Source organism: Variovorax sp. N23, assembly GCF_025486315.1.
Classification (GTDB): Bacteria; Pseudomonadota; Gammaproteobacteria; order Burkholderiales; family Burkholderiaceae_C; genus Variovorax.
Genome location: NZ_JAOOPY010000005.1, coordinates 226,605 through 237,955, shown reverse-complemented (window position 1 = coordinate 237,955; position 11,351 = coordinate 226,605). Strand labels below are relative to the sequence as shown.

Below are 11,351 nucleotides of genomic sequence, written 5' to 3'. Positions count from 1 at the left end.
CGCTACTTCCTGTCCTTCGGGATGCGTCCCATCAGGAAGAACTCGGTGTTCGGCTGCATGCCGGCGAAGCTCGCCATGCGGTTCGACAGGCCGAAGAAGGACGTGATGGCCGCGATGTCCCAGATGTCCTCGTCGTCGAAGCCGTGCGCATGCAACGCGCTGAAGTCGGTGTCGGCTATCTCGTGCGACCGGTCGCACACCTTCATCGCGAAGTCGAGCATCGCGCGCTGGCGCGGCGTGATGTCGGCCTTGCGGTAGTTCACCGCCACCTGGTCGGCCACCAGCGGCTTCTTCTCGTAGATGCGCAGCAGCGCGCCATGTGCTACCACGCAGTAGAGGCACTGGTTGGCCGCGCTGGTGACGGTCACGATCATCTCGCGATCGCCCTTGGTCAGCGAGCCTTCTTCCTTGAGCATCAGGGCGTCGTGGTACGCGAAGAAGGCGCGCCACTCGGCGGGGCGGCGAGCGAAGGCGAGGAACACGTTGGGCACGAAGCCGGCCTTCTCCTGCACGGCGAGTACCGCCGTGCGGATGTCGTCGGGCAGGTCCTTCAGGTCGGCCATGGGATAGCGCGGTGCTGCATGAGAGGGCATGGTCTGTCTCCTTGTGGGTAGGTCGTCGGCGGACATCATGCACCGCCGGAGCGCTTGGCCGATTCGCACCAAACTTTGGCCGACTTCATCGGTGGAAAGTGACCTCTGCCGATTGCCTCGACGCCGTCGCAGTGCCATGCTGGACTCATAACAACACAGCGGCCTCATGCTGCACATCCATCGATGACAGACGTTCCCTCACCGGGTCGGCGCGGTTTCCTGCGTCGGTCCATCGCGATCGTTCCCGCCGCCAGCGCACTCACGGCGACCGGCTTCGTGGCCGGCCAGCAGGTGGCAGCGCAACCGGTCCCGGCACCCGCCGGCCCCGCTTCGCCGCCGTACACGCCGGCGTACTTCCATGCCGACGAGTGGGCCTTCATCCAGGCCGCCGTGGCCCGGCTCATTCCCTCCGACGAGACCGGCCCCGGCGCCATCGAAGCCGGCGTGCCGGAGTTCATCGACCGGCAGATGGAAGGCGCCTTCGGCCATGCGGCCATCTGGTACATGCAGGGGCCCTTCGTGCCCAGCTCGCCGCTGTTCGGCTACCAGGGCAAGATGCCGCCGCGCGAGGTCTACCGGGCCGGCATTGCCGCCACCGATGCATGGTGCACGCAGCAGAAAGGCGGCAAGCGCTTCGCCGAACTCGATGCAGCGACACAGGACGAGGTGCTCAAGGGCCTCGACGGCGGCACCCTCCAGTTCGCCGAGGTCGGCGCCAAGGACTTCTTCACCTTCCTGCTGCAGAACACCAAGGAAGGCTACTTCAGCGACCCGATCCACGGCGGCAACAAGAACGCCGTGGCCTGGAAGATGATCGGCTTCCCCGGCGCCCGCGCCGACTTCCTCGATTGGGTGCAGAAGCCCGGCGTCCATTACTCGCTGCCCCCCGTCAGCATCAACGGGCCGCAAACATGAATCACCCCCGAAGCGCCTGCGGCGCCTCCCCCTCAAGGGGGCGATACCAGCGGCCCGGCAAAGCCGGTTCCGCGGTATCCCTGGAATGTGGCGGCGTCAACCTCGTGTGTCGCGGATATCGCAATAGCGCGGTGGAGAATTAGCATGGCCACCATCAAGAAACCCAGCGTCGACGCCGTGCTGGTCGGCTTCGGCTGGACCGGCGCCATCATGGGCATGGAACTCACCGCCGCCGGCCTGCAGGTGCTGGCACTGGAGCGCGGCGAGAACCGCGACACCGTGCCCGACTTCGCGTACCCGCGCATCACGGACGAGCTGAGCTACGGCATCCGCGGCAAGCTGTTCCAGAACCTCTCGAAAGAGACCGTCACCATCCGCCACACGCCCGCCGACGTGGCCGTGCCGTACCGCCAGCACGGCTCCTTCCTGCTGGGCGACGGCGTGGGCGGTGCCGGCGTGCACTGGAACGGCCACCACTGGCGCGCGCTGCCGGCCGACCTGCAACTGCGCAGCACCTATGAAGCGCGCTACGGCAAGAAGTTCATCCCCGAGGGCATGTACCTGCAGGACTTCGGTGTGAGCTACGACGAGCTCGAGCCGCACTTCGACCAGTTCGAGAAGATCTGCGGCACTTCGGGCAAGGCCGGCAACCTCAAGGGCCAGATCCAGGCCGGCGGCAATCCCTTCGAGGGGTGGCGTGCGAACGAATACCCGCTGCCGCCGCTGGCATCGCCCAACAGCGCCGTGCTCTTCGAGAAGGCCGCGCGCGAGCTAGGCTACCACCCCTTCCCACAGGCCGCGGCCAATGCGTCCCGGGCCTACACCAACCCGCACGGCGCGCAGCTCGGGCCGTGCAACTTCTGCGGCTTCTGCGAGCGCTACGGCTGCTACATGTACGCCAAGGCCTCGCCGCAGACCACGCTGCTGCCCACGCTGATGAAGCGCTCCAATTTCGAGCTGCGCACCCGTTCGCACGTGCAGCGCGTGACCATGTCGCCCGACGGCAAGCGGGCCACCGGCGTGACCTACATCGACGCCCAGGGCAACGAGGTCGAGCAGCCCGCCGACCTGGTGGTGCTGTGCGCCTACCAGATGCACAACGTGCGCCTGCTGCTGCTGTCGAACATCGGCAAGAAGTACGACCCGGCCACCGGCGAGGGTGTGGTCGGCCGCAGCTATGCGTACCAGTTGAACGGCGGTGCCACGCTGCATTTCGACAAGGACCAGCCGATGAACCCCTTTGTCGGCGCCGGCGCCAGCGGCCATGCGATGGACGACTTCGACGGCGATAACTTCGACCACGGCCCGCTGGGCTTCGTCGGCGGCGCCACCATCAACTGCATCAACACCGGTGGTCGTCCGATCCAGCAGCTCAGTCTGCCGGCGGGCACGCCGACCTGGGGCGCAGCGTGGAAGAAGGCGGCCAAGGAGAACTACGTCTACCAGACCAGCGTCGGCAGCCAGGGTTCGGTGATGGCCTACCGCGACAACTACCTCGACCTCGACCCGACCTACAAAGACGCCTTCGGCCAGCCGCTGCTGCGCATGACCTTCGACTGGAAGGACAACGACATGGCGATGACCGCCTTCATCGGCACCAAGGTCGAGCAGATCGCCAAGGCGATGGGGCCCAGGCACATCAGCATGGGCTTCAAGACGAAGGGTCAGCATTACGACGTGCGGCCCTACCAGTCGACCCACAACACCGGCGGCGCGATCATGGGCACCGACCCCAAGACCAGTGCCATCAACCGCTACCTGCAGACCTGGGACGTGCCGAACGTGTTCGTGATGGGCGCCAGCGCCTTCCCGCAGAACTTCGGCTACAACCCGACGGCTGTCGTCGGCGCGCTGGCCTACTGGTCGGCCAAGGCGATCCGCGAGACCTACCTGAAGAACCCGGGAGCGCTGGCATGAACGCCGCGACCAAGACGCGCCTGCGCGTGACCGGGCTCGGCATCGTCGTCGCGGCGCTGCTGTCGACCTGGGCTTTCGGGCAGAAGGCGAACCCTGTCAGCGGGGGCGTGGCCTCGGCACCGGTCGTGGCCACCACCGCGGCCAGCCAGGCGCCGTCGTCCGACCCCACGGTCGAGCGCGGCCGCTACCTCGCGCGCGCCGGCGACTGCGTCAGCTGCCACACCGGCCCGTCGAACGTGCCCTTCGCCGGCGGCCTGCCGATGGCGACGCCCTTCGGCACCATCGTCTCGAGCAACATCACGCCCGACAAAAGCGCGGGCATCGGCGGCTACACCGAGGCCGAGTTCGCCCGCGCCCTGCGCGAAGGCGTGCGGCGCGACGGCCAGCACCTGTACCCGGCCATGCCGTACCCCTCGTTCGCCAGGTTGAACGACGAGGACACGCATGCGCTCTACGTCTACTTCCAGCAGGGCGTGCCCGCATCGGCCGCCAAGCCGCCGCCGACCGACCTGCCATGGCCCTTCAGCATGCGCTGGCTCATGATGGGCTGGAACATGCTGTACCTCGACAAGGGCGCCTACCAGCCCGACAGCGCACGCAGCGCCGAGTGGAACCGCGGCGCCTACCTGGTCCAGGGACTGGGCCACTGCGGCGACTGCCACACGCCGCGCAGCCTGACCGGCGGCGTGAAGGCGGCCAACGAGCGCCAGGGCGACAGCTACCTGGCCGGCACGCTGATCGACGGCTGGCTCGCGCAGCCGCTGCGCCACAGCGAGCGCGGCGGCGCGGCCCAGTGGTCGACCGACGACTTGGTCGCCTACCTGCAGACCGGCCGCACCGCGCACACCGCGGCCTTCGGCCCGATGTCGCAGGTGGTGCAGAACAGCACGCAGTACCTGAGCCGCGAAGACCTGGCGTCGATCGCGACCTACCTGCAGTCGATCGGCACGGCACCCGCGACGCCGGCACCGCTGCAGGCTGCCGTGGTGTCCGCGGCCGAAACGCACCCGAGCACGCAGAAGCTGCGCGCGGGCACGGTCGAAGGGGCGGGCGGCATGGTCTACCTGAACAACTGCAACGCCTGCCACCGGTCGAGCGGTGCAGGCGCCGAGGGGGTGTTCCCGTCACTGGCAGGCAACAGCGTGGTGAACGCGAAGGACCCGACCTCGCTGATCCGCATCGTGCTCGCCGGTTCGGCGATGCCCAGCACCGAGACCCGACCGTCGGCGCTCGCCATGCCCGGCTTCGGCTGGCGCCTGAGCGACGACAACGTGGCGGCGCTGCTGAGCTTCGTGCGCAGCAGCTGGGGCAACCGGGGCGAAGCGGTCACGCCGGCGCAGGTGGCGAAGGTGCGCAAGGGAATCCCGCCACCGTGATGGCGCCTGGCCGCGCGTGTCAGCCGCGCTTGGCCAGCATCTCGTCCGGCGCCGCCGCCCCGCGCTGCGCGCCGGTCAACAGGAAGTAGCCGTAGGCCAGTGCCATCAGCACGAGGAACAGCAGCGTCAGCATGCCGTTGAACCAGACCATTGCGCCCAGGCACACCACGCCCAGCCCCAGCGCGATGGCCGGGAACACGGGGTAGAAGGGCGCGCGGTAGGTGCGCGCCAGGTTCGGTTCGGTGCGGCGCAGGCGGAACAGCGCGGCCATCGACACCAGGTACATCACGATCGCGCCGAGCACCGCCATCGTCACGATGTTGGCGGTGAGCGTCTGGCCGCCGAAGCGCACCCATTCGTCGCTGAAGATCGCCACGATGCCCACCACGCCGCCGGCCAGCAGCGCGCGGTGCGGCGTGTCGAAGCGCGGGCTCAGCCCGGCGAAGTAGGCCGGCAGGTAGCCCGCCCGCGCCAGCGCGAAGATCTGGCGCGAGTAGCCCATGATGATCCCGTGAAAGGACGCGACCAGCCCGAAGAGGCCGATCCACACCAGCATGTGCAGCCAGCCGCTGTTCTCGCCAACCACGGCCTTCATCGCCTGCGGCAGCGGGTCGTTGATGTTGGCCAGCGTGCGCCAGTCGCCCACACCGCCCGCGAAGACCATCACGCCGAAGGCCAGCACCACCAGCGTGACGATGCCGGTGGTGTAGGCGAGGGGGATGGTGCGGTGCGGGTCGCGCGCCTCCTCGGCCGCCATCGCCGCGCCCTCGATGGCCAGGAAGAACCAGATGGCGAAGGGGATCGACGCGAAGATGCCCGAGACCGCCGCGCCGTTGAGCACCTCGCCGCCGGCCCAGCCGTGGGCCACGAAGTTCGCGAGCGACCAGCCCGGCGCGACCACGCCCATGAACACCAGCAGCTCGACGATGGCCAGCACCGTCACGAACAGCTCGAAGGCCGCCGCGATGCCGACGCCGACCCAGTTCAGGCCGATGAAGAGCACGTAGGCGCCCAGCGCGAACCACTTCGGGTTGACGGCCGGGAACTGCACGTTGAGGTAGGCGCCGATGGCCAGCGCGATGGCCGGCGGCGCGAAGACGAACTCGACCAGCGTCGCGAAGCCGGCGACGAAGCCGCCGGTGGGTCCGAAGGCGCGCCGCGCATAGGCGAAGGGGCCGCCCGCATGCGGGATGGCGGTCGACAGCTCGGTGAAGCTGAAGATGAAGGTGGTGTACATGGTCGCCACCAGCACCGTGGCCACCAGGAAGCCGAGCGTGCCGGCGGTGGCCCACCCATAGCTCCAGCCGAAGTATTCGCCGGAGATCACCAGCCCGACGGCGATGCCCCACAGCTGGAAGGGGCCGAGCACTTTCTTGAGACCGGATGTCACGGGCTGTTCTCCTGGTTGAGAAGTCCCCCTGCAATAACGGTGCCATCGCCCGCGGGACGCGGTCGCCCGCAGGTGCCTCGGATCGATCAGCCGGGCGTTCGGGTCGCGATCAGCACGGCGTTGGTGCCGCCGAAGGCAAAGGAATTGGACAGCGCGTGCCGCAGGCCCGGTGCGGCCCGGGCGGTGCCGCGCACGAGGTCGAGATGGATGCCGGGGTCGACCGTGTCCAGGTTCGCCGTGGCCGGGAGACGGCCATGGGCGAGGGCGCGCAGGGCCACGATCAACTCCACCGCGCCGCCGCCACCCAGCAGGTGCCCGTGCAGCGGCTTGGTCGAGCTGATCGGCACCGACGGCCCGAAGACCGCCGCCACTGAGCGGGCCTCGGCGTCGTCGCCGGCCTGCGTGCCGGTGCCGTGCGCATTGATGTAGCCGATGTCCGCGGGCTGCAGGCCGGCGTCCGCCAGGGCGGCGCGCATGGTGCGGGCCTGGCCGGCCGGATCGGGCTGGGTCATGTGGGTGCCGTCGCAGTGGGTCGCGTAGCCGGCCAGCGTCCATGGCACTGCGGCGCCACGCGCCTGCGCATGCGCGGCCGATTCGATCACCAGGGCCGCCGCGCCTTCGCCGAGCGCGAAGCCGGTGCGGTCCGTCGCGAACGGGCGGCAGCTGGCGCCGGGGTCGTCGCCCGGCGGCGCGGTCACGCGCATCGCATGCCAGCTCGCCAGCGTCCCCGGCGTGAGCATCGCTTCATGCCCGCCGACGATGGCGACGTCGATCCAGCCGCCGCGAATCGCGCGCATCGCCTCGCCGATGGCCACCGCGGACGAGGCGCAGGCGCAGGCATAGGACAGCGCCGCGCCGCGCGCGCCGATCTGCAGGGCGATCTCCGCGGCTGCGGCGTTCGGCATCGTGGTCAGCACGGTGGTCGGCCGCACCCGCTGCGCATCGGCGTACAGCCCGCGGGCCGTGGCGTCGAAGCTGGCGCTGCCGGCCATGCCGCTGCCCCAGTAGACGCCCAGACGATCGCCGTCGAACGCCTGCGCACCGAGCCCGGAGGCCGTGAAGGCGGCGCGGGCAACGGCCATCGCCATCGCCGTGCCCCGGTCGAGCGGCAGGCGCGAGCTGCTGCGCTCGCCGTCGTCGAAGTCGCAGGCCGCGATGCCCATCGTGAAGGGCGCCATGCGCGGCAGCGCCACGGTGTGCGAGCGCACGGCCGAGCGCGCGTTGAACAGCGCGTCGTCGAAGGCCTCCAGCGTGGTGCCCAGCGGTGTGATCAGGCCCAGCCCGGTGACGGCGATCTGGCCGGTGCGTGGCATGGGCCGCCGTGGGGCGACGGCGGCCGCGGCATACGGATCTCTCATGCGTGGGTGGCCAGCGGGGCGATGGCCGTGGCGGGCCCGTCCTGCATGTCCTCGACCACGTCGCACAGCTGCGCGAGCGTGAGGCCGGCCTCGCGCGGGTCGAGCCGGTCTTCCGGAATGCGCAGACGGAAGGCGTCCTCCACGGCGAAGACGAACTCCATCAGCGCCAGCGAGTCCAGGCCGAGGTCGACCAGCGTCGTGTCGGGGCGGATCTGTCCGGGAGAGATCTTGAAATCGCCTTCGAGGATGGCGGCGATGCTGTTGTAGACCGGGGAGGGCATGCGAAGGATTCCTTGGTGTGCGAAGGCGAGCCGCGCCTTCAGGCGGTGTCGTGCGCGAGCGCAGCGGCGAACTCGGTCGTCTCGCGGACGACCTCGTGACGGTCGTTGTCGATGGTGATCATGTGGAAGCTGTTGCCCAGCACCACGGCGCGGAACGATCCGCAGCGCAGCCCGCGTGCCAGGATGGCGACGTTCTCGAGGCTGGCCACTTCGTCCTCGCGCGCATGAAGCACGAGCACGCGGGCGCACACGACCTGGTCGAGGCGCGCGCGCACGTGGCGCAACAGGCGGTCGTGCTCGCGAAGATGGCCGATGTCGATCACGGCGCTGCCGGCGCGCGAGATCCGGCGCGCTTCGAGCTCGCGTGCGATCCAGGCACGCACCCGCTCGTTCTTGACGCCATACGGCGGGCGTTCCCTGTAGCGCCAGAAGCGGCCGAGCGGGGTGTAGAGCGCCAGCGGCAGCAGCGCATGCAGCCGCGGAATGGCCCAGCCGTCGAAACGCAGCGGGGTGGACATCAGCACCAGCGCGTCGATGCGCGCGCCGCAGCGGATCGCCGTGCCCAGCGCCAGCGTCGCACCCGCGGAGATGCCGACGAGCATCACGCGCGCATGCGTCGCGCGGAAGGCGTCGACCTGGCGTTCGATGGCGTCGATCCAGCTCGACCAGGGGGCCGCCGTCTGCACGATGGCGGCGGGATCGAAGGCATAGCCGTCGACGCGCAGCGCTTCGACGGTGTAGCCGAGGCTGCGCAGCGGGGTGTCCACGGCCCGCAGTTCGTCGGGCGTGCTGCACAGGCCGTGCAGCAGCAGCACGGCTGTGCGCGCAGCGGCCGAATGGTCGCCGTGCAGCGCTTCGGACCATGCGTCGCGCCCGCTCATGCCAAAGGCTGGAAAGTCATCGGCGGTTTATCGTCCCGGGGCCCTGACCGAGCGCTGACGTGCCATTTGTGGTGTTAATCGATCGCCTGATAGCCTTGGCGGATGCGAATCCTCGTGGTCGAAGACGACGCTGTTCTCAGCGATGTGATGTTGCGCAGCCTGACCGATGCCGGCCATCGAATCGATCTGGCCGCCAACGTGGCGGACGCCGACGCCCTATGGCAGGTCCAGATCTTCGATGCGGTCCTGCTCGATCTGAATCTGCCGCCGACCACCGGCTCTGCCCGTGCCTCGGGCAACGACAGCAGCGGCCTCGTGGCCCTGCGCAAGGCACGGGCGCGCGGGGATCGCACGCCCGTGCTGGTGCTCACGGCCCGCAACCGCACCGAGGAGCGCATCGCGGGCCTCGATGCGGGGGCCGACGATTACCTCGGCAAGCCCTTCGATCTCGCGGAGGTGGAGGCCCGCCTGCGTGCCCTCGTGCGGCGGGCCAAGGACACCGAGGACTACGTGTCGGTGGCGGCGTTGAACCTCGATCGCAAGCTGCACCGGTTCAGCATCGGTCGCGACCCGCTCGAGCTGCCGGCGCGCGAGTTCGAGGTGCTGGTCGAGCTGATGACGCCGCCCGGCCGGGTGGTGAGCAAGCGAACCCTCTCGGACAAGCTCTCCAGCTTCGACGATGCGCTGGGCGACAACGCCCTGGAAGCGTTCGTCTCGCGGCTTCGCAAGAAGCTCGTCGGTAGCGGGGCCGGCATCCGGACGCTGCGCGGCATCGGCTATCTGGTGGAGCCCGAGACCTGAGCAGCGGCGCGCCCATCACCCTGGACACGGTGCATGGCAATAATGGATGCTTCCAACTCTGCAAGGAAGCTCTCGTGCGATTCATCTTCAAGGCGGCCTTCGCGTCGCTGTGCGCCGTCTCTGCCATGTCGGCCGCCTGGGCCCAGAGCGCGCCCGTCACCACGCCCAGCGGCCTGGTCTATCAATCGTTGAAGGATGGCAGCGGCACCTCGCCGACGGCCAGCGACACCGTCAAGGTGCACTACCGTGGCACCTTCCCCGACAGCGGCAAGGAGTTCGACAGCTCCTACAAGCGCGGCGAGCCGATCGAGTTCCCGCTCTCCGGTGTGATCCCCTGCTGGACCGAAGGCGTGCAGAGGATGAAGCCGGGCGGCAAGGCCAAGCTGGTGTGCCCGCCGAGCATCGCCTACGGCGCGCGCGGCGCCGGCGGCGTGATCCCGCCGAACGCCACGCTGAACTTCGAGGTCGAGCTGATCGCCGTCAAGGGGCGCTGAGCACGCGCGGCGCGTGGCCCAGCGTGCCCGCCACCAGCGCCGCACCGGCCACCAGCAGGCTGCCCACCAGCATCGCGCTGGAAACGCCGCTGCCGTCGACCACGAGGCCGCCGAGCAGCGCACCCGAGGCGATCGCCACCTGGAAGGCCGTGACCAGCATCGCCTGGCCGGCTTCCGGCGCCTGCGGCAGCGCGTTCAGCATCCAGCCGGTGGCCGCCACCGGCACCATCCCGAAGGCGACGCCCCAGGCCAGCACCACCGCGCCGCCGGCCAGCAGGCCGTCGCCCACCACCGCCGACATCGCCAGCGATGCGGCCAGCAGCACGGCGGTCGCCAGCAGGCCGAGCCGCGGGCTGCGCGCCACGAGGTGGCCGCCGATGAAATTCCCGACGAAGCCGGCGGCGCCGTAGGTCAGGAGCAGGGCGGTCACGAGCGTGGGCGACAGGCCGAACACCGTTTGCAGCAGCGGCTTGAGGTAGGTGTAGGCCGCGAAATGGCCGGCCACCATCAGCAGCACGGCGCCCAGGCCCACACGCGACAGGCGCTGCGTCAGGGGCAGGAGCAGGTCGCGTGGGCGAATGGCGCGCGCGGCGGGCAGCGCCGGCAGCAGCCGCAGCTGCATCGCCAGCACCACCACGGCCAGCGCCGCCGACACGGCGAAGGCCGAGCGCCAGCCGGCGACGCTGCCCAGCAGCGCCCCGGCCGGCACGCCGAGCACGGTGCCGACCGAGATGCCGGCCAGGATGATCGACATCGCGCGGGCCTGCGCCATGGGCGGCACCAGCTGTGTGCCGACGCCCGGCGCGAAGGCCCAGAAGCCGCCGACGCACAGGCCGAGCAGCAGCCGCGCGGCCAGCATCGTCCCGAAGTTCGGGGCGAAGGCGGCGAGCAGGTTCGACACCAGCAGCAGCGCGCTGAGCGCGATCATCACCGTGCGCCGGTCGAGCCGGCCCGCCGCCACCGTGAGCGCCGGCGCGGCGATCGCGGCGAGCACGCCCGGCATGGTCATCATCAGGCCGGCCGTGCCGTCGGACACGTTCAGCCCGCGTGCGATGTCGGTGAGCAGGCCGACCGGCAGGAACTCGGTGGTCACCATCACGAAGGTGCCGACGGCGATCGAGCCGACCGCCAGCCAGGCGGCGCGCGAGGCGTCGGCCGGGGTGGTCGCGGCCAGTGCGGGCGGCGCGTCGAGCAGGTCGTCGCAGGTGGTGCAGGAGGAGGAAGAGGGCGTCATCGGGAAGGCGGGGCCGCAGCGTGGCGATAGGGCCTCGCAGTGTGGTCGCCCTGCATGACGAGACCAAGGGGCCGGGGGCCAGCAATGTGTTTCCCTGCCGCCAACAATGCG

11 protein-coding genes are annotated in these 11,351 nt (G+C 69.9%); 5 read left to right on the top strand and 6 right to left on the bottom strand.

From position 1 onward, the window contains the following. Positions 1–2: 2 nt before the first annotated feature. Positions 3–593, bottom strand: a complete 591-nt coding sequence (locus N8A90_RS10240; RefSeq protein WP_262074745.1) for a peroxidase-related enzyme — start codon at positions 591–593, stop codon at positions 3–5. Between the two features lie 183 nt (positions 594–776). On the opposite strand from N8A90_RS10240, the gene N8A90_RS10235 reads away from it, so the two are divergent. The 3 genes from N8A90_RS10235 to N8A90_RS10225 all read left to right on the top strand — a co-directional run bounded on the left by N8A90_RS10235 (position 777) and on the right by N8A90_RS10225 (position 4,801). Further along, positions 777–1,508: a gluconate 2-dehydrogenase subunit 3 family protein gene (locus tag N8A90_RS10235; RefSeq protein WP_262074744.1), complete on the top strand. Its 732-nt coding sequence runs from the start codon at positions 777–779 to the stop codon at positions 1,506–1,508. A gap of 144 nt (positions 1,509–1,652) precedes the next feature. Continuing rightward, positions 1,653–3,425 (top strand): GMC family oxidoreductase, encoded by a 1,773-nt coding sequence (locus N8A90_RS10230; RefSeq protein ID WP_262074743.1) that lies wholly within the window; start codon positions 1,653–1,655, stop codon positions 3,423–3,425. Next, on the top strand, positions 3,422–4,801 hold the full coding sequence (locus N8A90_RS10225) for a cytochrome c (protein WP_262074742.1): 1,380 nt from the start codon (positions 3,422–3,424) through the stop codon (positions 4,799–4,801). Before N8A90_RS10230 ends, N8A90_RS10225 begins: the two co-directional genes overlap by 4 nt. A gap of 19 nt (positions 4,802–4,820) precedes the next feature. On the opposite strand, the gene eat is transcribed toward N8A90_RS10225, so the two are convergent. The 4 genes from eat to N8A90_RS10205 all read right to left on the bottom strand — a co-directional run bounded on the left by eat (position 4,821) and on the right by N8A90_RS10205 (position 8,711). Next, positions 4,821–6,191, bottom strand: coding sequence for an ethanolamine permease (gene eat / locus N8A90_RS10220; protein WP_262074741.1), 1,371 nt, complete (start codon positions 6,189–6,191; stop codon positions 4,821–4,823). 86 nt (positions 6,192–6,277) lie between these two features. Next, positions 6,278–7,504 carry a beta-ketoacyl-[acyl-carrier-protein] synthase family protein gene (locus N8A90_RS10215; RefSeq protein WP_262074740.1) on the bottom strand — a complete coding sequence of 409 codons (1,227 nt, stop codon included), beginning with the start codon at positions 7,502–7,504 and terminating at the stop codon, positions 6,278–6,280. Between the two features lie 41 nt (positions 7,505–7,545). Next, positions 7,546–7,830 (bottom strand): acyl carrier protein, encoded by a 285-nt coding sequence (locus tag N8A90_RS10210; RefSeq protein ID WP_262074739.1) that lies wholly within the window; start codon positions 7,828–7,830, stop codon positions 7,546–7,548. 38 nt (positions 7,831–7,868) lie between these two features. Continuing rightward, positions 7,869–8,711 (bottom strand): alpha/beta hydrolase, encoded by an 843-nt coding sequence (locus N8A90_RS10205; protein ID WP_262074738.1) that lies wholly within the window; start codon positions 8,709–8,711, stop codon positions 7,869–7,871. 102 nt (positions 8,712–8,813) lie between these two features. Between N8A90_RS10205 and N8A90_RS10200 the strand changes: the two genes are divergently transcribed. Further along, a complete protein-coding gene (locus tag N8A90_RS10200; protein WP_262074737.1) occupies positions 8,814–9,512 on the top strand; it encodes a response regulator transcription factor in 699 nt (232 codons plus the stop codon). A 125-nt stretch (positions 9,513–9,637) separates the two neighbouring features. After that, positions 9,638–10,006, top strand: coding sequence for an FKBP-type peptidyl-prolyl cis-trans isomerase (locus N8A90_RS10195; RefSeq protein WP_262074848.1), 369 nt, complete (start codon positions 9,638–9,640; stop codon positions 10,004–10,006). Here N8A90_RS10195 and N8A90_RS10190 read toward each other — a convergent pair. Continuing rightward, positions 9,993–11,240, bottom strand: coding sequence for an MFS transporter (locus tag N8A90_RS10190; protein ID WP_262074736.1), 1,248 nt, complete (start codon positions 11,238–11,240; stop codon positions 9,993–9,995). The genes N8A90_RS10195 and N8A90_RS10190 overlap by 14 nt on opposite strands. Between the last annotated feature and the right edge of the window lie 111 nt (positions 11,241–11,351).

Coding starts and splice junctions, on each gene's coding strand:
- N8A90_RS10235 (WP_262074744.1), top strand. CDS start 777: ATGACAGACGTTCCCTCACCGGGTCGGCGCGGTTTCCTGCGTCGGTCC.
- N8A90_RS10195 (WP_262074848.1), top strand. CDS start 9,638: ATGTCGGCCGCCTGGGCCCAGAGCGCGCCCGTCACCACGCCCAGCGGC.
- N8A90_RS10200 (WP_262074737.1), top strand. CDS start 8,814: ATGCGAATCCTCGTGGTCGAAGACGACGCTGTTCTCAGCGATGTGATG.
- N8A90_RS10215 (WP_262074740.1), bottom strand. CDS start 7,504: ATGCCACGCACCGGCCAGATCGCCGTCACCGGGCTGGGCCTGATCACA.
- N8A90_RS10225 (WP_262074742.1), top strand. CDS start 3,422: ATGAACGCCGCGACCAAGACGCGCCTGCGCGTGACCGGGCTCGGCATC.
- N8A90_RS10230 (WP_262074743.1), top strand. CDS start 1,653: ATGGCCACCATCAAGAAACCCAGCGTCGACGCCGTGCTGGTCGGCTTC.
- N8A90_RS10210 (WP_262074739.1), bottom strand. CDS start 7,830: ATGCCCTCCCCGGTCTACAACAGCATCGCCGCCATCCTCGAAGGCGAT.
- N8A90_RS10240 (WP_262074745.1), bottom strand. CDS start 593: ATGCCCTCTCATGCAGCACCGCGCTATCCCATGGCCGACCTGAAGGAC.
- N8A90_RS10190 (WP_262074736.1), bottom strand. CDS start 11,240: ATGACGCCCTCTTCCTCCTCCTGCACCACCTGCGACGACCTGCTCGAC.
- N8A90_RS10205 (WP_262074738.1), bottom strand. CDS start 8,711: ATGAGCGGGCGCGACGCATGGTCCGAAGCGCTGCACGGCGACCATTCG.